This window comes from Micromonospora sp. WMMB235, from assembly GCF_001855515.1.
Classification (GTDB): Bacteria; Actinomycetota; Actinomycetes; order Mycobacteriales; family Micromonosporaceae; genus Micromonospora; species Micromonospora aurantiaca.
This window is the reverse complement of sequence record NZ_MDRX01000001.1, coordinates 2,174,572-2,200,629: the sequence shown is the minus strand read 5'-3', so window position 1 is coordinate 2,200,629 and position 26,058 is coordinate 2,174,572. Positions and strand designations below refer to the sequence as shown.

At 74.1% G+C, this 26,058-nt stretch carries 25 protein-coding genes; 15 read left to right on the top strand and 10 right to left on the bottom strand.

Annotated features, from left to right (window positions below; all coding sequences use genetic code 11):
* Positions 1 to 36: 36 nt before the first annotated feature.
* Positions 37 to 228 carry a hypothetical protein gene (locus tag BFV98_RS08830; RefSeq protein WP_013285417.1) on the bottom strand — a complete coding sequence of 64 codons (192 nt, stop codon included), beginning with the start codon at positions 226 to 228 and terminating at the stop codon, positions 37 to 39.
* Between the two features lie 82 nt (positions 229 to 310).
* Entirely contained in the window at positions 311 to 1,294 is a 984-nt protein-coding gene (locus tag BFV98_RS08825; RefSeq protein ID WP_013474845.1) for an aldo/keto reductase, read from the bottom strand.
* Positions 1,295 to 1,378: 84 nt separating this feature from the next.
* On the opposite strand from BFV98_RS08825, the gene BFV98_RS08820 reads away from it, so the two are divergent.
* On the top strand, positions 1,379 to 2,170 hold the full coding sequence (locus BFV98_RS08820) for a trans-aconitate 2-methyltransferase (protein ID WP_071095796.1): 792 nt from the start codon (positions 1,379 to 1,381) through the stop codon (positions 2,168 to 2,170).
* Entirely contained in the window at positions 2,167 to 3,192 is a 1,026-nt protein-coding gene (locus BFV98_RS08815; RefSeq protein WP_071095795.1) for an adenosine deaminase, read from the top strand. The genes BFV98_RS08820 and BFV98_RS08815 overlap by 4 nt, the downstream gene beginning before the upstream one ends.
* Before the next feature lie 460 nt (positions 3,193 to 3,652).
* Here BFV98_RS08815 and BFV98_RS08810 read toward each other — a convergent pair whose 3' ends face one another.
* Positions 3,653 to 5,044, bottom strand: a complete 1,392-nt coding sequence (locus BFV98_RS08810; protein WP_176739827.1) for a HAMP domain-containing sensor histidine kinase — start codon at positions 5,042 to 5,044, stop codon at positions 3,653 to 3,655.
* Between the two features lie 29 nt (positions 5,045 to 5,073).
* The gene (locus tag BFV98_RS08805; RefSeq protein ID WP_013285422.1) at positions 5,074 to 5,763 is read right to left on the bottom strand and encodes a response regulator transcription factor; all 690 of its coding nucleotides are present in this window, start codon (positions 5,761 to 5,763) and stop codon (positions 5,074 to 5,076) included.
* A gap of 73 nt (positions 5,764 to 5,836) precedes the next feature.
* On the opposite strand from BFV98_RS08805, the gene BFV98_RS08800 reads away from it, so the two are divergent.
* A complete protein-coding gene (locus tag BFV98_RS08800; RefSeq protein WP_013474848.1) occupies positions 5,837 to 6,766 on the top strand; it encodes an ADP-ribosylglycohydrolase family protein in 930 nt (309 codons plus the stop codon).
* A gap of 110 nt (positions 6,767 to 6,876) precedes the next feature.
* Here the strand turns inward: BFV98_RS08800 and BFV98_RS32990 are convergent, their stop codons facing one another.
* Positions 6,877 to 7,824, bottom strand: coding sequence for a DUF1775 domain-containing protein (locus BFV98_RS32990; protein WP_013474849.1), 948 nt, complete (start codon positions 7,822 to 7,824; stop codon positions 6,877 to 6,879).
* 203 nt (positions 7,825 to 8,027) lie between these two features.
* On the opposite strand from BFV98_RS32990, the gene thrS reads away from it, so the two are divergent.
* The 4 genes from thrS (at position 8,028) to BFV98_RS08775 (ending at position 12,648) form a co-directional block, all read left to right on the top strand.
* A complete protein-coding gene (gene thrS, locus BFV98_RS08790) occupies positions 8,028 to 10,046 on the top strand; it encodes a threonine--tRNA ligase (RefSeq protein ID WP_071095793.1) in 2,019 nt (672 codons plus the stop codon).
* 75 nt (positions 10,047 to 10,121) lie between these two features.
* A complete protein-coding gene (locus tag BFV98_RS08785; RefSeq protein WP_071095791.1) occupies positions 10,122 to 10,682 on the top strand; it encodes an HIT domain-containing protein in 561 nt (186 codons plus the stop codon).
* A gap of 32 nt (positions 10,683 to 10,714) precedes the next feature.
* Entirely contained in the window at positions 10,715 to 11,383 is a 669-nt protein-coding gene (locus BFV98_RS08780) for a hypothetical protein (RefSeq protein ID WP_071098795.1), read from the top strand.
* A 263-nt stretch (positions 11,384 to 11,646) separates the two neighbouring features.
* Positions 11,647 to 12,648: an aldo/keto reductase gene (locus BFV98_RS08775; protein WP_176921758.1), complete on the top strand. Its 1,002-nt coding sequence runs from the start codon at positions 11,647 to 11,649 to the stop codon at positions 12,646 to 12,648.
* Between the two features lie 280 nt (positions 12,649 to 12,928).
* Here BFV98_RS08775 and BFV98_RS08770 read toward each other — a convergent pair whose 3' ends face one another.
* Entirely contained in the window at positions 12,929 to 15,085 is a 2,157-nt protein-coding gene (locus BFV98_RS08770) for an elongation factor G-like protein EF-G2 (protein WP_030270973.1), read from the bottom strand.
* Positions 15,086 to 15,337: 252 nt separating this feature from the next.
* Here BFV98_RS08770 and pgsA point away from each other — a divergent pair, with 252 nt between their 5' ends.
* The 7 genes from pgsA to BFV98_RS08735 all read left to right on the top strand — a co-directional run bounded on the left by pgsA (position 15,338) and on the right by BFV98_RS08735 (position 21,342).
* Positions 15,338 to 15,958: a phosphatidylinositol phosphate synthase gene (gene pgsA, locus BFV98_RS08765; RefSeq protein WP_013285430.1), complete on the top strand. Its 621-nt coding sequence runs from the start codon at positions 15,338 to 15,340 to the stop codon at positions 15,956 to 15,958.
* Positions 15,955 to 16,887 (top strand): phosphatidylinositol mannoside acyltransferase, encoded by a 933-nt coding sequence (locus tag BFV98_RS08760; RefSeq protein WP_013285431.1) that lies wholly within the window; start codon positions 15,955 to 15,957, stop codon positions 16,885 to 16,887. The genes pgsA and BFV98_RS08760 overlap by 4 nt, the downstream gene beginning before the upstream one ends.
* 10 nt (positions 16,888 to 16,897) lie before the next feature.
* Positions 16,898 to 18,058: a glycosyltransferase family 4 protein gene (locus BFV98_RS08755; RefSeq protein WP_013285432.1), complete on the top strand. Its 1,161-nt coding sequence runs from the start codon at positions 16,898 to 16,900 to the stop codon at positions 18,056 to 18,058.
* Positions 18,059 to 18,141: 83 nt separating this feature from the next.
* Entirely contained in the window at positions 18,142 to 18,645 is a 504-nt protein-coding gene (locus BFV98_RS08750; RefSeq protein ID WP_013285433.1) for a hypothetical protein, read from the top strand.
* Positions 18,646 to 18,771: 126 nt separating this feature from the next.
* A complete protein-coding gene (gene pdxS / locus BFV98_RS08745; RefSeq protein ID WP_013285434.1) occupies positions 18,772 to 19,683 on the top strand; it encodes a pyridoxal 5'-phosphate synthase lyase subunit PdxS in 912 nt (303 codons plus the stop codon).
* 73 nt (positions 19,684 to 19,756) lie between these two features.
* Positions 19,757 to 20,362 (top strand): pyridoxal 5'-phosphate synthase glutaminase subunit PdxT, encoded by a 606-nt coding sequence (gene pdxT / locus BFV98_RS08740; RefSeq protein ID WP_071095787.1) that lies wholly within the window; start codon positions 19,757 to 19,759, stop codon positions 20,360 to 20,362.
* A gap of 230 nt (positions 20,363 to 20,592) precedes the next feature.
* Positions 20,593 to 21,342 carry a YebC/PmpR family DNA-binding transcriptional regulator gene (locus BFV98_RS08735; protein ID WP_013285436.1) on the top strand — a complete coding sequence of 250 codons (750 nt, stop codon included), beginning with the start codon at positions 20,593 to 20,595 and terminating at the stop codon, positions 21,340 to 21,342.
* Positions 21,343 to 21,409: 67 nt separating this feature from the next.
* On the opposite strand, the gene BFV98_RS08730 is transcribed toward BFV98_RS08735, so the two are convergent.
* The 4 genes from BFV98_RS08730 to BFV98_RS08715 form a co-directional block, all read right to left on the bottom strand.
* Positions 21,410 to 22,471, bottom strand: coding sequence for an ABC transporter permease (locus tag BFV98_RS08730; protein WP_013285437.1), 1,062 nt, complete (start codon positions 22,469 to 22,471; stop codon positions 21,410 to 21,412).
* A complete protein-coding gene (locus BFV98_RS08725) occupies positions 22,468 to 23,361 on the bottom strand; it encodes an ABC transporter ATP-binding protein (protein ID WP_071095785.1) in 894 nt (297 codons plus the stop codon). The genes BFV98_RS08730 and BFV98_RS08725 overlap by 4 nt, the downstream gene beginning before the upstream one ends.
* 81 nt (positions 23,362 to 23,442) lie before the next feature.
* On the bottom strand, positions 23,443 to 24,120 hold the full coding sequence (locus tag BFV98_RS08720; RefSeq protein ID WP_013285439.1) for a response regulator transcription factor: 678 nt from the start codon (positions 24,118 to 24,120) through the stop codon (positions 23,443 to 23,445).
* A complete protein-coding gene (locus BFV98_RS08715) occupies positions 24,117 to 25,403 on the bottom strand; it encodes a sensor histidine kinase (RefSeq protein ID WP_071095783.1) in 1,287 nt (428 codons plus the stop codon). Before BFV98_RS08715 ends, BFV98_RS08720 begins: the two co-directional genes overlap by 4 nt.
* Before the next feature lie 87 nt (positions 25,404 to 25,490).
* Between BFV98_RS08715 and BFV98_RS08710 the strand changes: the two genes are divergently transcribed.
* Positions 25,491 to 26,051, top strand: a complete 561-nt coding sequence (locus BFV98_RS08710; RefSeq protein WP_071095781.1) for a GNAT family N-acetyltransferase — start codon at positions 25,491 to 25,493, stop codon at positions 26,049 to 26,051.
* Positions 26,052 to 26,058 lie beyond the last annotated feature (7 nt).

Sequence of the window (26,058 nt, the reverse complement as noted above, 5' to 3'; positions counted from 1 at the left end):
CCGCACGGGAGGCGGGGCTTCGCCTTACCCGGTGCCTCAGCGGCGTCGCGCCCGCATGCCCCACCAGAGCCCGGCCAGTCCGAACAGGACCAGCACCGGGCCGACCAGCGCCCAGATCCGCTGGTCGCTCATGATGCTGCCCTCGACGTACCCGAGGCCCAGCACCGTCCACAGCGCACCGAGCACCACGGCGAGCAGCCCCAGGGTGAGCCGGAACCAACCCCTCATCGTTCCCCCTCCGACGACGACAGTCCCGCTCCAGCATGCCCGCCGCCGCGGGTGCCCGGCGACGCCGCGCCGGACGGCCGGCTCACCACCGGTCGTGCACCTGCGGGCGGATCAGCTCGTCGTAGGTGGCCCGCACCGCGGCCAGCTCCACCTCGGTCAGTGCCGGCTGCCCGGCCGCCTCGGCGTTGCGCCGCGCCTGCTCGGGGGAGCGGGCGCCGGGGATCACCACAGTGACGCCGGGCTGGTCGAGAACCCACCGCAGCGCGAACTGCGCCATCGTGCGGTCGTCGCCGACCAGCGGCGCGAGCCGGCGTACCGCCGCCAGGCCGCTGTCGTAGTCCACGCCGGAGAACGTCTCGCCCACGTCGAACGACTCGCCGTGCCGGTTGAACGTGCGGTGGTCGTTCGCCGGGAACGTGGTGTTCTCGTCGTACCGGCCGGAGAGCAGGCCGCTCGCCAGCGGCACCCGGGCGATGATCCCGACCCCGGCGGCAGCGGCGGCGGGCAGCACCCGCTCCAGCGGCTTGTGCCGGACCGCGTTGAGGATGATCTGCACGCTCGCCACACCGGGCCGGGCGATGGCGGTGAGCGCCTGGTCGCAGGTCTCCACGCTGACGCCGTACCCGGCCACGCGTCCCTCGGCGACGAGTGTGTCGAGCGCGTCGAAGACCCGGTCGTCGGCGAAGACGGCGGTGGGCGGGCAGTGCAGCTGCACCAGGTCGAGCGTGTCGACGCCGAGGTTGGCCCGGGACCTGTCGGTCCAGGCCCGGAAGTTGTCGAGGGTGTACGCCTCCGGCGTCTGCTCGACCCGGCGGCCCATCTTGGTGGCCACGGTGAGCCCGTGTCCGGGGCGGGAGCGCAGGAACCGGCCGATCAGGGCCTCGCTGCGGCCGTCGCCGTACACGTCGGCGGTGTCCAGGAAGGTGACGCCCGCGTCGACGGCGGCGGCCAGTACGGCGAGCGCCGCGTCCTCGCTGACCTCGCCCCAGTCCGCGCCGAGCTGCCACGCGCCGAGTCCGATGATGCCGACGTGCCGGCCGAGCCGGTCGAAGCTGCGCTGTTCCACCCGGTCGAGCCTAGTGAGCGGCTTGCCGTGGCGCGCGCCGGGCCGTACGGTCTAACAAGACGTACGTACGGTTTGGAGGCTGTCATGTGGGATCCGCGCACCTACCTGCGCTACGGCGACGAGCGCTCCCGGCCGTTCCACGACCTGCTGGCCCGCGTCGGCGCCGAGCACCCGCGCGCCGTGGTCGACCTCGGCTGCGGCCCCGGCACCCTCACCGCCACGCTCGCCGCCCGCTGGCCCGGCAGCCGGGTCACCGGCCTGGACTCCTCCCCGGAGATGATCGCCCGGGCGACGGCCGAGGGCGGACCGGTCACGTACGCCGTGGCCGACGTCCGCGACTGGCGGCCGGAGCCCGACGTGGACGTGCTGGTCGGCAACGCCGTGCTCCAGTGGGTGCCGGAACACCGCGACCTGCTCCGCCGCTGGGCGGCCGCGCTGCCGGCCGGCGCCTGGATGGCGTTCCAGGTCCCCGGCAACTTCGACGCGCCGTCGCACCGGCTGCTGCGCTCCGTCGCCGCGCAGGACCGGTGGCGCGACGCGCTCGCCGGGAAGCTGCGCGAGGCCCCCGTCGACGAGCCGGTCGGCTACGCCACGCTGCTGACCGGCGCGGGCTGCGCGGTCGACGCCTGGGAGACTACGTACGTGCATCTGCTGCCCGCCACCGGCGCCGACCACCCGGTGCTGGCCTGGATGGAGGGCACCGCGCTGCGCCCGGTCCGCGCCGCGCTGGACGCCGGCGGCTGGGCCGCCTTCCGCGCCGAGCTGGGGGTACGGCTCGCGCAGGCGTACCCGGTGCGGCAGGGTCAGGTGTACTTCCCGTTCCGCCGGATCTTCATGGTGGCCCGCACCGGCGCCCGCGCAGAGGAGAACTCGTGACCGACCTGCCCACCTTCATCGCCGGACTGCCCAAGGTGGAGCTGCACGTGCACCACGTCGGCTCGGCCTCGCCCCGGATCGTCGCCGAGCTGGCCGCCCGGCACGAGGGGCGCAGCCCGGTCCCGGCCGACCCGGAGGCGCTCGCCGACTACTTCGCGTTCCGCGACTTCGCCCACTTCATCGAGGTCTACCTCAGCGTCGTGGACCTGATCCGCGACGCCGACGACGTCTGGCTGCTCACCCACGAGGTCGCCCGGGAACTGGCCCGCCAGCAGGTCCGCTACGCCGAGCTGACCGTGACGCCGTACTCGCACGTCAACCGCGGCATCCCGGCGCCGGCGTTCTGCGAGGCGATCGAGGACGCCCGCAAGCGCGCCGAGGCCGACTTCGGCATCGCGCTGCGCTGGTGCTTCGACATCCCCGGCGAGGCCGGCCTGCCCGCCGCCGAGCAGACGCTGCGGATCGCACTCGACGAACGACCGGACGGGCTGATCAGCTTCGGCCTCGGCGGCCCCGAGATCGGGGTGCCCCGGCCGCAGTTCAAGCCGTGGTTCGACCAGGCGCGGGCGGCCGGGCTGCGTTCGGTGCCGCACGCCGGTGAGACCACCGGCCCGGAGACGATCTGGGACGCGCTGCGCGAACTGGGCGCCGAGCGGATCGGCCACGGCATCTCCGCCGCGCAGGACCCGGCGCTGCTGACCCACCTCGCCGAGCGGCGGATCCCGCTGGAGATCTCGCCGACGTCCAACGTGCGCACCCGCGCCGTGCCCAGCCTGGACGCGCACCCGCTGCCGCGGCTGGTCGAGGCCGGCGTGCCGGTCAGCATCAACTCCGACGACCCGCCGATGTTCGGCACCACGCTCAACGACGAGTACGCAGTGGCCGCCCGGCTGCTGCGGCTCGGCCCGGACGGGGTGGCCGCGCTGGCCCGCGAGGCGGTGGCCGCGGCGTTCCTGACGCCGGCCGAGCAGGCCCGGATCACCGCCGAGATCGACGCGTACCTGGCGAGCGCGGCACGCTGAGCGGCCGTACCGGTGCCGGTCGTCGCGATCCCCGAGGCGGCCGGCGCCGCGCGGTCAGCATCAGCCCGGACAGCGCCAGCGCGGCGAGCGCGGCAGTGGGACCGGGAGCGACGGGCACGGGCCGGACGGGACCGTGCGCGAGCACCGGGTCCTGCCAGACCGCGAGCGTGAGTGCGATGCCCAGGCCGATGACGGCGGCCCAGCGGAGCAGACGACTGACGGCCGGTGGCATGACGGTCACCTCGCGCCCGGGATCGACGGGAGAGCGCGCGCGACGGGAGCGAGGTGTGGGGGGACCGGACTCCCGCCGCGCGCATGATCCGTCGGCCGGAAGGTCTTACGGGGCGTCCCGGCCGACGGAACTGATGGGTTCTGTCAGCGATCCTGGCAGTTCACGCCGGTTTTCCGGCCGTCGTTAAACCACCTTTAAGGAGAACTTGCGCCCGTACACAGTCAGCGGTCAGCGCGGGCGCGGCCAGCGCCGCCCCGGACGCGGCTCGCGTGCCTCCCGGGCCATCCGCCCGACCAGCCCGAACCGGTTCACCGGCCGGGGCGCCGCGTCCGGGTCGGCCAGCAGCATCACCACACTCGCACCGCCGAGCCGGGCCCGGTCGATGCTCACCGAACCGTTCGCCTGCAACGCGACCCGCTTGGCGATGTCCAGCCCGAGCCCGGTCGAACCCTTGTCGCTCTCGCCCCGGCGCAACGCCCGGTCCGGGTCGGCGATGCCCGCCCCGGCGTCGTCGATGCGGATCGCCACCCAGCCGTCCCGGCGGCTCACCGCCACCTCGAACGCGGTGCCCTGCGGTGTGTACCGGAACACGTTGCCGATCACCGCGTCCAGCGCGGCGGCCAGCTCGGCGCGGGGCACCGGCGCCGGGATCCGCAACTGCGCACCGACCACCCGGTGCGGCCGGTTCTGGTCACCCGCCAGCGCCGACCAGAAGACCATCCGGTCCCGGACCACCTCGCTCACGTCGCACGACGCCGGCGCCGACTCCTGGGCGACCGCCTTGCGGGTCGTCTTGATGAGCTGGTCGACCTCGCCCTCCAGCGTGACGATCGCCTGCCGGATACGCCGGATGCCGCGCCGCCGGTCCAGCTCCGCCTCGCTGAACGTGCCGATGCTCGTGTCGTCGGACTCCAGCGCCTCGGCGTCCAGCCGCAGCGCGGTCAGCGGCGTACGCAGCCGGTGCGACAGGTCGGCGACCAGTTCGTGCTCGTCGGCGCGCAGCGCCACCAGTCGTTCCGTCATCCGGTTGAACGCGTGCCCGGCCTCGGCCAGCTCACGCGGGCCGGTCGGCTCGACCCGTACCCCCAGCTCGCCGTCACCCACCGCGAGCGCCGCCTTGACCAGGTCGCCGGTGGCGTCCACGGCCCGGGCCGCCACCCGGTCGACCACGGCGACCGCCGCGCCGACCAGCGCCAGACCGATCGCGAGCAGCAGCAGCCACCGCCCGCCGCCGCCGGAGTCGAGCACCTCGTCGGGGACGAAGACCTCCACCACGGCGACCCGGTCACCCAGCACCACCGGGTCCAGCCGCAGCACTCCGCCGTCCACCTCGGTCACCACCGACCGCCGCTGCGCGGCGGCGTCGGCGAGCACCTGCGGGTTCGCGCGGCCGGCCGACTCGTCAGCGCCGATGCCGTGCACGACCGGCCGCATGGCCGGATCGTCGCCGGCCGCGGCGGCCACCGCCCGTTCGATCGTCGCGGTGTCCGTGCTGACCGCCAGCGCGCCGGTCACCAGCGCGGCCCGGCGGGCGGCGTCGGCCAGCTCCGCCTCGCGGGTGCGGTCGGCGAGGGTGAACCCGAGCGGGACGAGGAAGGCGAGCGCGATCAGGCCGCACAGCCCCGCGGTGAGCCCGGCGAGGCTGAACCTCAGTCCGGCGCCACCAGCCGGAAGCCGACCCCCCGCACGGTGCGCAGGTAGCGCGGCTTCGCCGCGGACTCGCCCATTTTGCGGCGGAGCCAGTACAGGTGAACGTCGATGGTCTGGTCCTCGCCGACCGATGGCTGCCGCCATACCTCCTCCAAGAGTTCCCGCCGGGACACTACCCGGCCGGGACGCGCGGCGAGATACGCCAGCAGGTCGAATTCCTTACGGGTCAGGGCCAGCGCCTCCCCGTCCAGCACCGCGCTGCGCTCGCCCACGTCCACCCGCAGGCCGCCGACCGTGTGCACGGCCGGCGCGACGGTACGGCTGGCCCGGCCGGCCCGCCGCAGCACAGTGGTGATCCGGGCGTCCAGGTGCGCCCCGGTGAACGGCTTGACCATGTAGTCGTCCGCCCCGGCGCGCAGCAGCCGTACCACCGACTGCTCGTCGTCGCGGGCGGTGGCGATGATGATCGGCACATCGGTGATGCCGCGCAGCATGCGCAGCGCGTCCGAGCCGTCCAGGTCGGGCAGGCCGAGGTCGAGCACTACCAGGTCCGGCGTCTCCGCGGCGACCCGGCGCAGTGCGTCCAGCGCGGTGCCGACCGCGTGCACCGCGTGCCCCCGGTCGGTCAGCGACCGCAGCATGGCGCCGCGCACGACGTGGTCGTCTTCGACCAGCAGGACGGTTGCCACGTCAGCACCGTACTCGGCGTGGCAAGCCGGTCGCGTTGCGGCGGTCCGGCCAACCGGGCAAGCTGGGACGGCGATGACGTTCACGCTCTTCCCCGACACCCGCCTCACGCTCGCCCGCGACGCGCTGGCCGGCCTGTCGGTGGGCGACGCCCTCGGCTCCCAGTTCTTCGTCCCCGGCCGGCACCCGGACGACCTCGCCGCCGGGCGGCTGCCCGCGCCGCCGTGGGAGTGGACCGACGACACCGAGATGGCGTGCTCGGTGGTGGCCGAGCTGGCCGCCGACGGCCGCATCGACCGGGACCGGCTGGCGCTGGCGTTCGCGCAGCGCTGCGAGCCGTACCGCGGGTACGGGCCGGGCGCGGTGACGGTGCTGCGGCTGATCCGCACCGGCACGCCCTGGCCGGTGGCCGCCGCGTCCGCGTTCGACGGGCAGGGCTCCTGCGGCAACGGCGCCGCCATGCGTGTCGCGCCGCTCGGCGCCTGGCACGCCGATTCCACCCGCCGCGCCGCCGAGCAGGCCCGCGCCTCCGCCGAGGTGACACACGCCCACCCGGAGGGCGTCGCCGGTGCGGTGGCGGTCGCGGTCGCCGCCTCGCTCGCCGCCCGCGCCCGCCTCGACGGCGGCCGCCCCGACCCGGCCCGGCTGCTCACCGCCGTCGCCGGGGCGCTCGACCCGGCCGGTGAGGTGCACCGGGGCGTACGCCGGGCCGCCGCGCTGCTCGGTCATTCCGCCGCCGAGGCGGCCGACGCGCTCGGCAACGGCTCCCGGGTCACCGCGCAGGACACCGTGCCGTTCACGCTGTGGGTCGCCGCCACGCTGCTGCACGACTACCCCGCCGCGATCCGCGCCTGCGTCGAGGCGGGCGGCGACGTGGACACCACGGCCGCGATCGTGGGCGGGATCGTTGCCGCGTACACCGGGGTGGGCGCGCCGGGCGGCGTGCCGGAGGGCTGGCTGACCGCCCGCGAGCCGCTCCCCACCTGGCTCCCCACTCCCGCCTGACCGCCCGCCCTCCCTCGCCGGCCGTGGTGGTCGTGGGTGCGCGCGCCGGTTCGGGGAAGTGGCGGGGTCGGCGGCGGAGGGATGCAGCCACCTCGGCGAGGTGGAGTCGATCATGCGTTCCGGCGCGCACCACCAGCGGGGACGGGCTCGACGGTCGCGGGGACGTCGGCGGCGGGGGCGGGGGCCGGCTCGGGGGAGCCGGAGCGGGGGTCCGTGTCCGGGCGTCCGGTGGCGGCGGGCTCGTCGGGGGAAGGGCTGTCGTCGGGCGGGAGGGTCATGGTGTCGCGCCGGCGGCGGCTGAGCAGCCAGCCGATCGCCGCGCCACCGGCCAGCCCGGCGAGCAGGCCGCCGCCGAGCAGCAGGTCCGCGCTCGGCCCGTCGTCCGCCGCACCGGCCGCCGGTGCCGTGCCGCCCGGTGCGCCGCCCTGCGCCCCACCGGCATCGCCGGGGGCGCCCGCGGCGCCGTGACCGCCGTGCGCGCCGCCGTTCGTACCGGCGCCGCCGTCGTGCGTCACGGTGCCCGGCAGCGGCGGCAGCAGGTCGAGCGTCGGCGCGGGGTGCGCGCCACCCGCCGGGTCCGCCCACCGGACCACAGTGCCGTCGTCGTACGTCTGCGTCACGGTGAACGTGAGCCGGTCGGTGGCGGGCATCGGTCCCATGCCCAGCGGCAGCCGGGCCGCCCCGGTGCCGGTGCCGGGCATCCGCAGCCAGTTCACCGAGTGGGTCACCTGGTTCAGTTCGGCCGCGTGCATGCCGGGGACGGGCTGGTCGAGCGTGCGGGTCGTGATGGTCGGCGCCCAGTCCGGCACCGACAGCGGGTACACCTCGCCGATCGGGGCGTCCGCGGGCATGGTCAGCTCGATCCGGGTGGTCCGGGTGCCGGGCTTGTCCGCCGGGACCAGCACCGACAGTTCGATCGCGTCGCCCTGGCGTACCTGGGCGGGCGAGGTCGTGACGGTCACCCCGGCCGCGTTCGCCGCGCCCGGCCAGCCCACCGTCCCGGCGAGTACGGCCGCCAGCAGCGCAGCCGCCCACCGGCCCTGACGGATCATCCTCATGGTCGTCCCCATCCTTCTCGGCTGGGGTCGGCTCCGGCTCCGGCCCCACCTGGTAGTTCGGGCGGCGGGGCGAAAAGGTTCAACACGGCACGGAACTCGCCGAGGACGGGCACCGGCGTCGGCGGCGGTCCGGGTCCGGGCGACCGATAGCATCGCAGGGGCCGGTCACCGGCCCACCAGTACCGTCGACGACAGGAGTCACCGTGTCCGCACCCCGTACCCCCGTCGTGGCCGACCCCGTCGTCGTCGCCGCCGGGACCACGGCGGCCGACGCGGTGGCCGCGGCCGGCCTGCCGATGAGCGGGCCGAAGGCGATCGTGGTGGTCCGCGATCCGCAGGGCCAGCTGCGTGACCTGGACTGGCGCCCGGCCGAGGACGTCGCGGTCGAGCCGGTCACGCTGGACAGCCCGGACGGGCTGAACGTGCTGCGCCACTCCACCGCCCACGTGCTGGCCCAGGCCGTGCAGGACGTCTTCCCGGACGCCAAGCTCGGCATCGGCCCGCCGATCGAGAACGGCTTCTACTACGACTTCGGCGTCGACAAGCCGTTCCAGCCGGACGACCTGACCAAGCTCGAGAAGCGCATGCAGGAGATCGTCAAGTCCGGCCAGCGGTTCCGCCGCCGCCGGTTCGCCGACCTGGACGAGGCGCGGTCCGAGCTGGCCGCCGAGCCGTACAAGCTGGAGCTGATCGAGGTCAAGGGGGAGGGGCTGGACTCCTCCGAGGTGATGGAGGTGGGCGGCGGCGAGCTGACCATCTACGACAACCTCGCCGCGAACGAGGACAAGGTCTGCTGGTCGGACCTGTGCCGGGGCCCGCACCTGCCGAACACCCGGCTGATCGGCGCGTTCAAGCTGATGCGCTCGGCCGCCGCGTACTGGCGCGGGTCGGAGAAGAACCCGCAGCTCCAGCGCGTGTACGGCACGGCGTGGCCGACCCGGGACGAGCTCAAGGCGTACCTGAAGCTTCTGGAGGAGGCCGCCCGCCGCGACCACCGCAAGCTCGGCGCGGACCTCGACCTGTTCAGCTTCCCCGACGAGATCGGGTCCGGCCTGCCGGTCTTCCACCCCAAGGGCGGCGTGCTCAAGCGGGTGATGGAGGACTACGTCCGCGCGCGGCACGTCGAGGAGGGCTTCGACTACGTCGGCACGCCGCACATCTCCAAGGAAGGTCTCTTCCACACCTCGGGACACCTGCCCTACTACAAGGACACGATGTTCCCGCCCATGGAGATGGAGGGCAGCGACTACTACCTCAAGGCCATGAACTGCCCGATGCACAACCTGATCTACCGGTCGCGCGGGCGGTCCTACCGGCAGCTGCCGATCCGCCTGTTCGAGTTCGGGACGGTCTACCGGTACGAGAAGTCGGGCGTCATCCACGGCCTGACCCGGGTACGCGGCTTCACCCAGGACGACTCACACTCCTACTGCACCCGCGAGCAGGCGCCGTCGGAGATCAAGCACCTGCTCGGCTTCGTGCTCAGCCTGCTGCGCGACTTCGGCATCGACGACTTCTACCTGGAGCTGTCGACCCGCGACGAGTCGAAGCCGGACAAGTTCGTCGGCTCCGACGAGGACTGGGCGACCGCCACCGCCGTACTGGAGCAGTGCGCGCTGGAGACCGGCCTGGAACTGGTGCCGGACCCGGGCGGCGCGGCGTTCTACGGCCCGAAGATCTCCGTGCAGGCCAAGGACGCGATCGGCCGGACCTGGCAGATGTCGACGATCCAGTACGACTTCAACCAGCCCAAGGGCTTCGGGCTGGAATACCAGGCCGCCGACGGCACCAGGCAGCAGCCGGTGATGATCCACTGCGCCAAGTTCGGGTCGATCGAGCGGTTCATCGGCGTGCTCACCGAGCACTACGCGGGCGCGTTCCCGGCCTGGCTGGCGCCGGTGCAGGTGGTCGGCATCCCGATCCGCGACGAGCACGGCGACTACCTGGTCGACTTCGCCGCGACGCTGCGCCGGCACGGCATCCGGGCCGAGGTCGACCTGGGCGACGACCGGATGCAGAAGAAGATCCGCAACGCGCAGCAGCAGAAGATTCCGTTCATGGTGATCGCCGGTGACGACGACGTGGCCGCCGGCACCGTCTCGTTCCGCTACCGGGACGGCTCGCAGCGCAACGGCGTACCGGTCGACGAGGCGGTGGCGCACGTCCGCGAGGTGGTGGAGTCGCGCACCAACGCCGGTCCCACCGCCACCGTCGCCGAGTAGACGCTCCGCCGACCGCGCCGCCCGGGCGGCGGCGCGGTTCGGCGGCGACCCGGCCCGGATCGTAGGATCGCCTGTGTGACAGGGGCGGAGCGGCACACCGGGTACGGCGGCGACGACGGTCTGGCGGACGGGCTGGACCGGCTCTGGACGCCGCACCGGATGACCTACATCTCCGGCGAGGACCGTCCCGAGGGCGGCTACGAGAAGCCGGCCGGCTGCCCGTTCTGCCTCGCGCCCGGCCTGCCGGCCGAGGAGAGCCTGGTGGTCGCCCGGGGCGAGCACGTCTTCGCTGTGCTCAACCTCTACCCGTACAACCCGGGGCACCTGCTGGTCTGCCCCTACCGGCACGTGGCCGACTACACCGAGCTGGACGAGTCGGAGACGGTCGAGCTGGCCGCGTTCACCAAGGCCGCCATGCGGGTGGTCCGGCACGTCTCCAGCGCGCACGGCTTCAACCTTGGCATGAACCAGGGTGGCGTGGCGGGCGCGGGCATCGCCGCGCACCTGCACCAGCACGTGGTGCCGCGCTGGGGCGGCGACGCCAACTTCATGCCGGTGATCGGCCGGACGAAGGTGCTGCCGCAACTGCTCGCCGACACCCGGGAGCTGCTCGCCAAGGCGTGGGCGGCGGCCTGACGGGGGCCCGCCCCGACAGTACGATCTCGCGCATGGCTCTCCTGCACCGCGCGGAACTGCGCCCCTCGAAACTGGAGCTGCTCGCCGGCTGGCTGCCCGGCCGGCAGTGGTTCGCCGGCGAGGCCGGCGCGCCGGTCACCCGCGTCGCGGCGTACCGGTTCGACGACCCGGCCGGCGAGGTCGGCATCGAGACGCTGCTCGTGCGCGCCGGTGACGGCCCGGTGCTCCAGGTGCCGCTGACCTACCGGGGCGCGCCGCTGGCCGGGGCGGACGAGCACCTGGTGGGCGTCATCGAGCACTCGGTCCTCGGCCGCCGCTGGGCGTACGACGCCTGCGGCGACCCGGTGTACGCGCCGCTGCTGGCCGCCGCCGTGCTCGCCGACGCCGGTCAGGCCGAGGAGTACTTCGAGGTCGACGGGAAGCGCGAGGTGCGCCCGGTGAGCATGACGCTGACCGGCAGCCGTACCGGCCGTCCGGTGCCGACGGGTCCGGTTTCGGCTGGTCCGGTTTCGGCCGGCGCGGTTTCGGCTGCTCCGGTTCCGGATGGTCCGGTTGACGGCGGCGTGACGGTGGTCCGGGTGGGGGACGTCGAGCTGGCGGTGGTCCGGCGGCCCGTACCGGCCGACGTGCCGGAGGCGGGCGGCCTCGCCGGCGCCTGGCCGGGTCAGGACGAGCCGGTACTGCTGGCCTACGCGCGCTGACGGCTCGCCGGGCGGCGGCGTTCCTCCTCGGAGCCGGATCGAAGGGACGACAGCGGACCGATATGCCGCAGAGGCATATTCATGACTCTGAGGCATATCGCGTTCACCACGACCGTGCACCGCCGGGCGTCACGCGGCGTGACCGCGACCCTGCTCAGGGGTCAGGAATCGGCCCGTGTACGCCGGGAAGGTGACAGGATGCGGCGGTGGCAGTCGACACGCGGCAGTTGGGGCGCAGCGGCATCGAGGTGAGCGCCCTCGGCATGGGGTGCTGGGCGATCGGCGGCCCGTGGGCTGAGGGTGCCCGGCCGCTGGGCTGGGGCCGGGTCGACGACGACGAGTCGGTACGCGCCGTCCGCCGCGCGCTCGAGCTCGGCGTCACCCTGTTCGACACCGCCGACACGTACGGCGCCGGGCACGGCGAGCGGGTGCTCGGCCGGGCGCTCGCCGGCCGGCGTGACGAGGCGGTGATCGCCACGAAGTTCGGTTACACGTTCGACGAGCGGACCCGGCAGGCCACCGGCGAGAACGCCTCGCCGCACTACCTGCGCCGGGCGGTCACCGGCTCGCTGCGCCGGCTGGGCACCGACCGCATCGACCTCTACCAACTGCACCTGGGCGACCTGCCGCTGCCCCGGGCCGAGGCGCTCATCGGCACGCTCGACGACCTGGTCGACGCCGGCCTGATCCGGGCGTACGGGTGGAGCACCGACCGGGCCGACCGGGCCGCCGCCTTCGCGCAGGTCGCCCGCGGCGCCGCCGCCGTGCAGCACGCGCTGTCGGTGCTCCGGGACGCCCCGGCCATGCTCGACGCCTGCGACAAGCACGACCTGGCCGGCCTCGCCCGGGGGCCGCTCGGGATGGGTCTGCTCACCGGCAAGTACACGCCGGAGTCCACGCTGCCCCGCGACGACGTACGCGGACTCGGGCCGACCTGGCTGGAGTGGTTCCGCAGCGGCCGGCCCGCCCCGGAGTGGCTGCGCCGGGTCGCCGCCGTGCGCGACGCGCTGACCGCCGACGGACGCACCCTGGCCCAGGGGGCGATCGGGTGGATCTGGGCGCGCAGCGACCGGGCCGTGCCGATCCCCGGTGCCCGTACCGTCGCGCAGGTCGAGGAGAACGCGGCCGCGCTGGCCCGGGGCCCGCTCGCCCCGGACCACTTCGCCGAGGTGGAGCGGCAACTGGCGGCGGTACGCTCGGCCGCGCTCCGGGACGCCGACCGCCCCCACTGGCCGATGCCCCCGGTCCCCGCCGTCCGCCCCTGACCAAGCCTCCCGATCCACCCGCCCGAGCCGATCCACCCGCCCGACGAGATTCGCCTCCCGACCCCTGAGACGCCACAGATCTTGGTACGAAAGCGCCCCCATAGGGGCCACTTCCTACCAAGATCTACACAATCCCCGCGCCGACCCCCGCCCTCGTCGGCGGCGATCTTGCAGTTGTGGCCCGCATGTTGTCGGGAATGCCCCCTTTGCGGGGGCCGCAAGTGCAAGATCGCGGGGGAGGGCGAGGGCGGGCGGGCGCGGGTGGGGGAGGGCGGCGGGGTCAGCGGGTGGTGGACTCCTTGCGGGCCTGGTCGGCGAGGTGGGCGGGCATGGGGTCGTGGCGGGCGAACTCGCGGCGGAACGTGCCGGTGCCGGCCGTCATCGAGCGCAGCTCGACCGCGTACCGCAGCAGTTCGGTCGCGGGCACCTCGGCGCGGACGAGCGTGCGGCCCTCGGCATCCGGGTCCGGCTCGGTGCCGAGCACCCGGCCACGCCGCCCGGACAGGTCGCCCATCACCGCGCCGACCGACGAGTCGGGTACCCGTACGGTGATCTCGTCGACCGGCTCCAGCAGCGCCGGCTGGCCCTTCTCGGCGGCGTCGCGCAGCGCCAGCGCGCCCGCGGTCTGGAACGCCGCGTCGGAGGAGTCGACGCTGTGCGCCTTGCCGTCGACCAGCGTCACCCGCAGGTCCACCACCGGGCAGCCGGCGATCAGGCCGCGTTCCATCTGCGCCCGTACCCCCTTCTCCACCGAGGGGATGTAGTTGTGCGGGACCGCGCCGCCGACCACCCGGTCGACGAACTCGAAGCCGGCGCCCCGGGGCAGCGGCTCCACCTCGATGTCGCAGACCGCGTACTGGCCGTGGCCGCCGGACTGCTTGACGTGCCGGCCGTGCCCGCGCGCGGCGGCGGTGAACGTCTCGCGCAGCGGCACCCGGACCGGTTCGGTGTCCAGCTCGACGCCGCCGCCGCGCAGCCGGTCGAGCACCACGTCGGCGTGCGCCTCGCCCATGCACCAGAGCACAAGCTGGTGGGTCTCCGGGTTGCGTTCGAGCCGCAGCGTCGGGTCGCCGGCGACCAGCCGGGACAGGTTGCGGGCCAGCGCGTCCTCGTCGGCCCGGCTGCGCGCCACGATCGCCACCGGCAGCAGCGGCTCCGGCATCTCCCAGGGCGCGATCAGCAGCGGGTCGTCCTTGGCCGAGATGGTGTCGCCGGTCTCCGCGCTGCCCGACTTGGTGATCGCGCACAGATCACCGGCGACGCAGGCGGGCACCTCGCGCAGCGTCGCACCCAGCGGGCTGTAGACGTGGCCGACCCGCTCGTCGGCGTCGTGGTCCGGGTGGCCGCGCTCGGCCATGCCGTGGCCCGACACGTGGATCACCTGGTCGGGGCGGAGCGTGCCGGAGAAGACGCGCACCAGCGAGACCCGTCCGACGTGCCGGTCGACAGTCGTCTTGACCACCTCGGCGACGAGCGGGCCGTCCGGGTCGCAGGTCAGCGGCGGGCGGGGCGAGCCGTCCACGCCGGTGACGGCGGGCAGGTCGTGCTCCAGCGGCGACGGGAACGCCGCGACCAGGCCGTCGAGCAGCGCGTCCAGGCCGACGCCGGTCTCCGCGCAGACCGGCACCACCGGGTAGAAGTGGCCGCGGGCGACAGCCGTCTCCAGGTCGGTGATCAGCACCTCGGGGTCGATCTCCTCACCGCCGAGGTAGCGGTCCATCAGAGTCTCGTCCTCGCTCTCCGCGATGATCCCCTCGATCAGCTCGTCGCGGGACTCCTGGATGGCCGGCAGGTGCTGCGGGTCCGGCTCGCGTACCGCCGCGGGCAGCCCGCCGGAGTAGTCGAACACCCGGCGGGTGATCAGCCCCATCAGCCCGGCCACCGACTCGCCGTCGTCGCCGAGCATGGGCAGGTAGAGCGGGAGCACGTTGTCGCCGAAGACCCGCTGGCACAGCGCCACGGCCTCGTCGAAGTCGGCGCGCGGGTGGTCCAGCCGGGAGACGGCCACCGCCCGGGGCATGTCGACGGCGGCGCACTCCTCCCAGAGGGCGGCGGTGGCGGCGTCCATGCCGTCGACGGCGGAGACCACGAACAGGGCCGCGTCGGCGGCGCGCAGCCCGGCGCGCAGCTCGCCGACGAAGTCGCCGTATCCCGGGGTGTCCAGCAGGTTGACCTTGACGTCGCGGTGCACCAGCGGGGCGCACGCCAGGCTCACCGAACGCTGCTGGCGTACGGCGGCGGGGTCGTGGTCGCAGACGGTGGTGCCCTCGGCGACGGCGCCGGCCCGGCCGATCGTGCCACTGGCGGCCAGCAGCGCCTCGACGAGCGTCGTCTTGCCGGCACCGGAGTGCCCGACGAGCACCACGTTGCGAACCCTGCCGGGCTCGGTCACCACCGGCGCGCCGCCGGTGACACCCTTCTCGTTCTTCTGCGCCATCGCGGCGCACCTCCCTCAACCGGTGGTGGTGGCGACCGCCGCGGGCGACGGGGGAGCGGACCCGGGACGGGCGCCGCGGCGATATCTTCCGGTGATCTCCTGCTGGACGGGAACGCGGACCGGTGATCCGGTGAACTGGCTCACCTCCTGGCTCGATCTCACACCCGCAGGGGTGCCCGCACAAGGGCCGCCGGGCGGGTCGTACGCCCGGCTGTGTCCCTGGCGGTTGCGGGCCGTTATCGTGGGACCGCCATGGCGAAGATCTTCCAAGTGACGGCCCGCGCGGGCATGACCCGCGTCGTGGAGCCGGTCGCCCGCGCGCTGCTGCGTGCGGGCGTGTCCCCCAATGCGGTCACCGTGACCGGCACCGTCGGCGTGCTCGTGGGCGCGCTCGGCTTCGGCGCGCGCGGCCATCTGGTCGCCGGCGCGCTGATCGTCACGGTCTTCGCCCTCACCGATCTGCTCGACGGCACGATGGCGCGGATGAGCGGCGGGTCGACCCGGTTCGGGGCGTTCCTCGACTCGAGCATGGACCGGGTCGCCGACAGCGCGGTGTTCGGCGCGGTCGCGTACTGGCTGGCCACCGAGCACGACTACTCGGGCGTGGCAGCGGCGCTGATCTGCCTGGCCGCGGGCGGTCTGGTCTCCTACGTCAAGGCGCGCGCCGAGGGCCTCGGGATGACCTGCAACGTGGGCATCGCCGAGCGCACCGAGCGGCTGCTCATCGTCGGCGTCGGCGGCCTGCTCACCGGCGTCGGGGTCCGTCCGGCGCTGGAGATCGCGCTCTGGCTGCTCGCCGCCGTCTCGATCTTCACGGTGGGCCAGCGGATGGCCCACGTGTACCGCCAGGCCCAGCGGGTCGGCGCCGAGTGAACCTCACCGAGGCGGGCTTCGTCGCGGGCTGGCGCCTGGTCCGGGCGCTGCCCCGGCCCGTCGCGGCGGCGGCCTTCCGGGTGGGCGCCGACCGCGCCCACCGCAAGGACGGCGGGGGTACGCGTCGACTGCGCGCCAACCTGCGCCGGGTGGTCGGACCGGAGATGCCCGACGCGGAGCTGGACGTGCTGGTGCGTGCCGGGCTGCGCTCGTACGCCCGGTACTGGATGGAGGCGTTCCGGCTGCCCGGCCTGAGCCGCACCGAGATCCTCGCCGGGTTCCGCCTCGACGGGCAGGAACTGCTCGCCGCCGACGTGGCCGCCGGGCGGGGCGCCGTGGTGGCGCTGCCGCACGCCGGCAACTGGGATGCCGCGGGCGCCTGGGTGGCTGCCACCGGCTGGCCGATGACCACGGTGGCTGAGCGGCTTCCGGACGGCGTCTACGAGCGGTTCGTCGGGTTCCGGGAAGGGCTGGGAATGGAGATCCTGCCCAACCACGGCGGCCCGCGTCCCGCGTTCGACGTGCTGGTGGACCGCCTGCGCGCCGGCTACGTGGTGCCCCTGCTCGCCGACCGGGACCTGTCCGCCCGGGGCGTGGAGGTCGACTTCTTCGGCGGCCGGACCCGGATGCCGGCCGGGCCGGCGCTGCTGGCCATCCGGACCGGCGCCCCGCTCTACGTGGCCTCGATGTGGTACGAACCGGACGCGGCGTGCGCCTCGATCGAGGGCCCGCTGCCGCTGCCGGACCCGGACAGCGCGCCGCTCGACGAGCGGGTCCGCACGGTGACGCAGCGGATTGCCGACGGTCTGGCGGCGGGCATCGCCCGGCATCCGCAAGACTGGCACATGTTGCAGCGGATGTGGCTGGACCAGGGCCGGGACGGTACGCCCACGTCGGCGCAGCCACCGGCCACCACCGGGACGGTCTAGGGGGGGCGCAGTGCGTATCGGCATCGTGTGCCCGTACTCGTTCGACGTGCCGGGCGGCGTGCAGAACCACGTCATGGACCTGGCCGAGGCGCTGCTCGGGCTCGGTCACGAGGTGAGCGTCCTGGCACCCGCCGACGAGGATTCGGCGCTGCCGCCGTACGTGGTGTCGGCCGGCCGGGCGGTGCCGCTGCCGTACAACGGGTCGGTGGCCCGGATCGCGTTCGGCCCGGTCTCCACCGCCCGGGTGCGCCGCTGGATCACCCGTGGCGAGTTCGACGTGCTGCACGTGCACGAGCCGCTCACGCCGAGCCTGTCGATGCTGGCGGTGCTCTGCGCCCGCGGCCCGGTGGTGGCCACCTTCCACACCGCGATGACCCGCTCCCGGGTGATGTCGGCCGCGCAGGGCGTGCTCCAGATCGTGCTGGAGCGGATCACCGCCCGGATCGCGGTCAGTGCGCTGGCCCGCAAGGTGCAGGTCGAGCACATGGACGGCGGCGCGGTGGAGATCCCCAACGGGGTGGCGGTGGCGAAGTTCGCCGGGGTGCCGCCGCTGCCGGGCTGGCCGGGGGAGTGTGCCCCGGGCACCGGCGGCACGCTGGGGTTCCTGGGCCGCTTCACCGAGCCGCGCAAGGGCTTCCCGATCCTGCGGGACGCGTTCGTCGCGCTGGCTCCGCACCGCCCCGGCCTGCGCCTGCTGGTCGCCGGCCCGGGTGATGCCGACGAGCTGTACGGGCGGTTCCCGGCCGGGCTGCGCGACCGGGTCACGTTCCTCGGCCTGGTCTCCGAGGCGGACAAGGCACGCATGCTGCGCAGCGTGCACCTCTACGTCGCACCGAACACCGGAGGGGAGTCCTTCGGGATGATCCTCACCGAGGCGCTCGCCGCCGGCACCACGGTGGTCGCCAGCGACCTGGACGCGTTCCGCAGGGTGCTCGACGGCGGGCGGGCCGGCCGGCTGTTCCCGACCGGCGACGCGGCCGCGCTGGGCGCCGCGCTGTCCGAGCTGCTCGACGACGACGGCCGCCGGGCCGGGCTGACCGCCTGCGGCGACCAGGTGGTGGCGAATTTCGACTGGCCCGTGGTTGCCCGCCGCGTTCTGGAGGTATACGCAGCCGCGATCGAGGCCACCGACGGCCGGGTCATGGACCAGGAGTGGGCGGGTCTGGGCTGACCGCTGTGGCCGCTGCGGCCGCTGTGACGAGCGCGTCGACCGGTGCACCGCGCCGGCCGGCCGGGATGAGGAGCAGCACTACGATGCCGGGCATGTGGTGGGTGGTGGGCGCGGTCGCGGTGCTCGGGCTGCTCTCGGCGTACCTGATCTGGACCTCCGGCCGGGTGCAGCGGCTCCAGGTCCGCGCGGACTCGGCGGCCCGCGCGCTCGACGCGCACCTGCTGCGCCGCGCGGCCGCCGCCGCGGTCCTGGCCGAGCAGCGGTACGGCGTGGAGCTGTACGCCGCCGCCCGGATCGCGCTGGACGCCGCCCCGGAGGAGCGCGAGGCGGCCGAGAACGACCTGACCCGGCAGTTGCGCGCGGTGCGGCTGGACCCGGACGACCCGGCCTGCGCGGCGGTGATCGCGGCCAGCAGGCGGCTGGGGCTGGCCCGGCAGGTGCACACCGACCTGGTCCGGGACGCCCGCTCGGCGCGGGGGCGTCCGGTGGTGCGGCTGTTCCGGATGGGACGCGGACGGGAGTGGCCGCGCTACTTCGACATCGACGACCCCACGCTGGCCTCGCACGCGGATGTGACCACCGGCTGACGCACCGGCCGTGACGGGGGCCACACGGCAGGCCACCGGGGGTTCGATTGGCGCTCGGATCGGCGCCGTGCCGGTCGTAGCATTCCTGCGCAGTCACCTCCCGAGCACGCCGAGGAGCGATGTCCCGTGTCTGAATCCGCAGCCCCGACCACCGCCACCGCCGTCGGCACCGCCCGCGTCAAGCGCGGCATGGCCGAGATGCTCAAGGGCGGTGTGATCATGGATGTGGTCACCCCCGAGCAGGCGAAGATCGCCGAGGACGCCGGCGCGGTCGCCGTGATGGCCCTGGAACGCGTGCCGGCCGACATCCGCGCGCAGGGCGGCGTGTCCCGGATGAGCGACCCGGACATGATCGACGGCATCATCCAGGCCGTCTCGATCCCGGTGATGGCCAAGGCCCGCATCGGCCACTTCGTCGAGGCGCAGGTCCTCCAGGCCCTCGGCGTCGACTACGTCGACGAGTCCGAGGTGCTGACCCCGGCCGACTACGCCAACCACATCGACAAGTGGGCGTTCACCGTCCCGTTCGTGTGCGGTGCGACGAACCTGGGCGAAGCGCTGCGCCGGATCACCGAGGGCGCCGCGATGATCCGCTCGAAGGGCGAGGCGGGCACCGGTGACGTCTCCAACGCCACCACCCACATGCGCAAGATCCGGCAGGAGATCCGCCGGCTCCAGTCGCTGCCCTCCGACGAGCTGTACGTCGCGGCCAAGGAGCTCCAGGCCCCGTACGAGCTGGTCAAGGAGGTCGCCGAGCAGGGCAAGCTGCCGGTCGTGCTGTTCACCGCGGGCGGCATCGCGACCCCTGCGGACGCGGCCATGATGATGCAGCTCGGCGCCGAGGGCGTCTTCGTCGGCTCGGGCATCTTCAAGTCCGGCAACCCGGCCCAGCGGGCCGCCGCGATCGTCAAGGCGACCACGTTCCACGACGACCCGGACGTGCTCGCGAAGGTCTCCCGGGGGCTGGGCGAGGCGATGGTCGGCATCAACGTCGACGAGATCCCCCAGCCGCACCGCCTGGCCGAGCGCGGCTGGTGAGTGCAAGGAAGGGCCCCCTGTTAACGCCTGCGGTAGAGGCGGGGCCCCCTTTTAACACCCCGGAGGGAGCATCGTGGCCGTACCGGTGATCGGCGTGCTCGCCCTGCAGGGCGACGTACGCGAGCACGTCGCCGCGCTGGCCGGGGTGGGCGCGGACGCCCGGCCGGTGCGGCGGCCGGGCGAGCTGGACGCGGTCGACGGCCTGGTGGTCCCCGGCGGCGAGTCGACCACGATCAGCAAGCTGGTGGACATCTTCGAGATGCGCGAGCCGATCGACAAGCGGATCGCCGCCGGCATGCCGGTCTACGGCTCCTGCGCCGGCATGATCATGCTGGCGGCGGAGGTGCTGGACGGCCGCCCCGACCAGCGCGGATTCGCCGGCGTCGACATGACGGTGCGGCGCAACGCGTTCGGCCGCCAGGTCGACTCGTTCGAGGCGCCGGTGGCGCTCACCGGCGTCGACGGCGGGCCGTTCCACGCGGTGTTCATCAGGGCGCCCTGGGTGGAGCGCGTCGGCCCGGACGTCGAGGTGCTCGGCCGGGTGACCGAGGGGCCGACGGCGGGCCGGATCGTCGCGGTACGGCAGGGCAACCTGCTGGCCACGTCGTTCCACCCCGAGCTGACCGGCGACCTGCGCCTGCACCGGTCCTTCGTGGAACTCGTCCGGGCCGCCTCCTGAGCATCCGGTCCGTCCCTGGTTGTGCCGGTTCGGGCGGCCTCGGGCGGGCCGGTGCCGTGCGGCGCGTGACAGTCACCCGGCCCTCGCCGGTAGGATTGCCGAGATTCGGCAGGGCCATCAGCCCGCCGCGGCTCCCAGCGAAGATCACGGCACCTCGACGTGCGCCGGCGGGGGAGCGGGGCGTGTGCGGTGCGGTCGATGCAGACGGCGGGTAGCAACGGAGGTAACAGATGTCCGGCCACTCAAAGTGGGCGACGACCAAGCACAAGAAGGCGGTCATCGACGCCAAGCGCGGCAAGATGTTCGCCAAGCTGATCAAGAACGTCGAGGTGGCGGCCCGTACCGGCGGTGGTGACCCGGCCGGCAACCCGACTCTCTACGACGCCATCCAGAAGGCGAAGAAGAACTCGGTCCCGAACGACAACATCGATCGCGCGGTCAAGCGCGGCTCCGGCCTGGAGGCCGGCGGCGCCGACTGGCAGACGATCATGTACGAGGGCTACGGGCCGAACGGCGTGGCGATGCTGATCGAGTGCCTCACCGACAACCGCAACCGCGCCGCGACCGAGGTGCGCACCGCCCTTACCCGCAACGGCGGCTCGCTGGCCGACGCCGGCTCGGTGTCGTACATGTTCTCCCGCAAGGGCGTGGTGATCGTCCCCAAGGCCGGCACCAGCGAGGACGACGTGATGATGGCCGTGCTCGACGCGGGCGCGGAGGAGGTCAACGACCTCGGCGAGGCGTACGAGGTGGTCTCCGAGCCGGGCGACCTGGTCGCGGTCCGCACCGCGCTGCAGGACGCCGGCATCGAGTACGAGTCGGCCGAGTCCTCCCTCATCCCCAGCGTGAACGTGCCGCTGGACGAGGAGGGTGCGCGCAAGATCTTCAAGCTGATCGACGTGCTGGAGGACTGCGACGACGTGCAGAACGTCTACGCCAACTTCGACGTCTCCGACGAGGTCATGGCCGCCGTCGGCTGATTCCGCCCGACGTGCCGAGCGCCGGCCCCCGGATCACGGGGTGGCCGGCGCTCGGCGTCTCGCACGGTCAGCCGATCGGCTCGCGCTGCCGCCACGCCGCCCGCACCGAGGTCCGCCCGTTGGTGCGCAGCAGCGAACCCTCGTAGATCCTGGCCCCGGCGAGCAGGAACCCGGCGGCGGCGAGCAGCAGCAGCGCCAGCGACACGATCGGCTCCCACGGCGCCGCGTCGCCGGTGAACAGCCGTACCGGCATCGCGGTCGGCGAGGAGATCGGCAGGTACGACAGGATCCGCATCGCGGCGGCGTTGTCGTTCAGGAAGATCACCGCGAAGAACGGCGCCATCACCGCGAGCTGCACCGGCGTGGACGCCCCGGCGATGTCCTCCTGCCGGTTCACCAGCGCACCGGCGGCCGCCCACATCGCCGCCAGCAGCAGGAAGCCGCACAGGAAGAACGGCACGAACCAGCCGATCGCGGGCGCGATCAGACCCAGCAGGTCGCCGCCGTCGGTCAGGCGCATGCCGATCAGCGCGACTGCCGCGATCAGGGTGATCTGTCCCAGCGCCAGCGCGCCCGCGGCGAGGATCTTGCCGGCCAGCAGCGCCCGGGCCGGCACGGCGGCCACCAGGATCTCCACGATCCGGGTCTGCTTCTCCTCGGTGACGCTCTGCGCGATCTGCAACCCGAACGTCTGGGACATGAAGAAGAAGACGAACGCGAAGGCGAACGGCACCAGGTACGCGACGAGCGGATCCACCGCGTCCGGGTCCAGCAGCTTCACCTGCGGGGCCGCGCTGAGCGCGGAGACCACGTCGTCCGGGGCCCGCTCGTCGGCGACCACGAGCGGACCGGCCACCACCGCGGCGTCCGCGTCGCCGTCGCGTACCGCCTGCTCGGCGGCGCCGTCGTCGGCGACCACGAGGACGTCCAGCCCCGCCGCGCGCAGCGGTTCGGCACCGGCAGCGGTCACCGCCACAGTGGATGGACCGCTGCTCATCATCGCCGGCACCACTGTGGCGACGACGGCGAGCAGTAGGAAGATCAGCGTGCTGTAGAGGAACGTCTTGTCGCGGACCTTGACCTTGATCTCGCGGGCCGCGACCAGCCGGGTGGCCTGGAACGTGTTCACTGGTTGACCTCTCGGAAGATCTCGGCGAGGGACGGGGTGACCGGGCCGAACGCGCGCACCGGGCCGCGGGCCAGGGCCGCGCGCAGCACCGCCTGGTCGTCGGCGGGCGGGTCCACCTCGAACACGGCGCGGGCGCCGTCGAGGTCGACCAGTCGCACGCCGGGCTGGTCGCGCAGCCAGCCGGCGTCGCCGTCCACCACGAGCGAGAACCGGGGCAGCGTGTACGCGGCGCGCAGCTCATCGCGGGCGCCGGCGGCCCGGATCGTCCCGCCCGCGATGAGCACCAGGTCGTCGCAGAGCCGTTCCACCACGTCGAGCTGGTGGCTGGAGAACAGCACCGGCGCTCCGGCGGCGGCGCGTTCCCGCAGCACCGCCACCACCATGTCGACGGCGAGCGGGTCGAGCCCGGAGAACGGCTCGTCCAGGATCAGCACCTCCGGGTCGTGCACCAGCGCGGCGGCGATCTGCGCCCGCTGCTGGTTACCCAGCGACAGCGTCTCCAGCAGGTCGTCGGCCCGCTCGCCGAGACCGACCCGCTCCAGCAGCGCGTCGGTACGCCGGCGCGCCCCGGCGGCGTCCAGCCCGTACAGGCGGCCGAGGTGAACCACCTGCTCGCGGGGGGTCATCTTCGGGTAGAGGCCGCGTTCCTCCGGCATGTAGCCGAACCGGGCCCGGGCCTCGCGCGCGAGCGGCCGCCCCCGCCACGTCACCTGCCCGGCGTCCGGGGCGAGCACGCCGAGGATGATCCGCATGGTGGTGGTCTTGCCGGCGCCGTTGCCGCCGACGAATCCGGTCATGCGCCCTGCGGTCACGTCGAAGGAGACGTCCTTGAGCACCTGACGGCCGCCGAAGCTGCGGTCGACGCCGTCGAGGCGGAGCACGCTTGTCATGATCCCGACGCTACGGCCGGCCCCCGCTCCCGTCGTCCCACCACGGGGCGATCACGGGGTCCGTCGCGCGGCGGACGGGCGTCACCCGCCGGGCCGCACCACCCCGTGCTCGTACGCGAACACCACCGCCTGCACCCGGTCGCGCAGCCCGAGTTTGGCCAGGACGCGGCTGACGTGGGTCTTCACAGTCGCCTCGCCGACGTGCAGCACGTCCGCGATCTCGGCGTTGCTGGCCCCGCGCGCCACCAGTTCCAGCACCTCCCGCTCGCGCGGGGTCAGGTCCGCGGTGGCCGCGTCGTGCCGGGGGTCCGGTGGCGCCGCCCCGGGCCGGGCGAATGTGGAGATCACCCGCCGGGTGAGCGCCGGTGCGATCAGTCCCTCGCCGCGCGCCACCACCCGGACCGCGTCGATCAGGTCCTCCGGGGTGCCGTTCTTGAGCAGGAAACCGCTTGCCCCGGCGCGCAACGCGGCGAAGAGGTAGTCGTCCCTGTCGAACGTGGTGAGGATGAGCACCGCCGGCCCGCCCGGCGTCGCGTCGGCGGTGATCCGGCGGGTGGCCTCCAGCCCGTCGAGCACCGGCATCTCCACATCCATCAGCACCACGTCCGGCCGAAGCGCGGTCGCCATCGACACGGCGCGCTGCCCGTCGGCGGCCTCGCCGACCACCTCGATGTCGTCCTCGACCTCCAGGATCACCCGGAATCCGGTCCGGACCAGGTGCTGGTCGTCGACGAGCAGCACCCGCACCGGGGCGCTCACGCCGCCCGCCCGGCGGCCTCGACCGGCAGCGGCATGCGGGCCCGGACCCGGAACCCGCCGCCGGGACGCGGCCCGGCCTCCACCTCACCGCCGTGCGCGGCGACCCGCTCCCGCATGCCGATCAGGCCCAGCCCGGCCCCGGCCTCGGGTACGCCCCCGTGTCCGTCGTCGCTCACGTCGATCTCCAGTTCCCTCGCCAGATAGCGGATGCGCACGTCGAGCGTGGTGGCGTGAGCGTGCTTGACCACGTTCGTCACCGCCTCCTGCACGATCCGGTACGCCGCCTGCGACACCGAGCGGGGCAGCGGCGCCGGTTCCCCGTACACACCGAGTTCGGCCCGCAGCCCGGTGTCCCGGGCCCGGTCGACGAGCGCGGCGACCTGGTCGATGCCGGCGGTGTCCTCCGGCGTGGTCGCGCCGGCCGCGGCGTCCGGGTCGCGCAGCACGCCGAGCATCCGGCGCAGCTCGTCGACCGAGGTGCGGGCCGTCTCCTCGATCGCGGCCAGGGCGGTCCGCGCCTTGTCGCGGTCACGGTCGAACACGCGCCGGCACGCGGCGGCCTGCACGCCCATCACCGACACGTGGTGGGCGACCACGTCGTGCAGCTCGCGGGCGATGCGGACCCGCTCGCCCATCACCGCGCGCTCGCGCGCCTCGACCTGTGAGCGGCGCAGTTGCTCGGCCTGCTCCCGCAGTTCGTTCCGGCGACGCGCGGCCACCCAGGCGGTCTGCCCGGAGTAGTAGGCGAACCCGAAGAACAGCACGTTGTAGAAGACGCCGTTCACCACGGCGGCGAGCACCGGCGGCACCGGACCGGCGGCGTCGGCGAAGGAGGCCGCCGAGATCTGGTCGGCCCGCAGCGCGAGGGACAGCGCGAGCCAGCCGAACATCGCCACGATGACGCCGGCCCGCAGCCGCCCGGCCAGCCGCCGGTCGGCACCCCACGCGCCGAGCGTGAAGAGGGCCGCGAACAGCGCGCCCGACGGGAGCTGGGCGAGCGGGACCGCCCGCGCCTGCCCGGCGATGAACGCGATCGAGACGACCACCGCGACGGCGGCGGGCCACCGTCGCCGTACGGTCAGCGGGGCGGTCACCGCCACGGTCCACCAGACCTGCTCGGCGAGGCTCGGCGGCGGGCCGAGCAGGAAGGCCCCGGTGCTGCGCGCCAGGGTCAGCTCGAACAGGGCCAGCACGGTGACCGCGAGTCCGACCCAGAGGTCGGCGCGCAACTGCGCGGCCGTGGGAGCCGGCCGGCGCCAGGCGGTGGTGGGTGCGGTGCTCACCGTACGACCATGCCACCGCCGCGCCCGGTACGGTGCCCGGGGCGTAATCGGGTGGGCCGGACGACAGCCGCGACGTAGCCTGCCGGGGTGTTCGTGCCCGATCTGCCGATACGCACCGAGCGCCTGCTGCTGCGCGCCTTCACCACCGACGACCTCGCCGTGATCCGGGACTACCGGGGCCGCCCGGAGGTGACCCGCTACCTCTACCACCAGCCGTACGACGACGCCGCCGCCCGGGCCGCGGTCGACCGGCTGGTCCGGCGGACCGCGCTGCGCGCCCCCGGCGACGTGCTCAACCTGGCGGTGACGCTGGCGGACACCGGCGAGTTCCTCGGCGACGTGCTGCTGAGCTGGACGAGCGGGGAGCACCGGCAGGGCGAGATCGGGTACGTGGCGCACCCCGCGCACACCGGCCGGGGGTACACCACCGAGGCGGCCCGGGAGCTGCTGCGGATCGGCTTCGACGGGCTGGGGCTGCACCGGATCGTGGGCCGGCTGGACGCCCGCAACACCGCCTCGGCCCGGGTGCTGGAGCGGCTGGGCATGCGCCGGGAGGCGCACCTGCGGGAGAACGAGTTCGTCAAGGGGGAGTGGACCGACGAGGTGGTCTACGCGCTGCTGGCCCGCCAGTGGCGGTCGGCGGACTGAGCGCGGG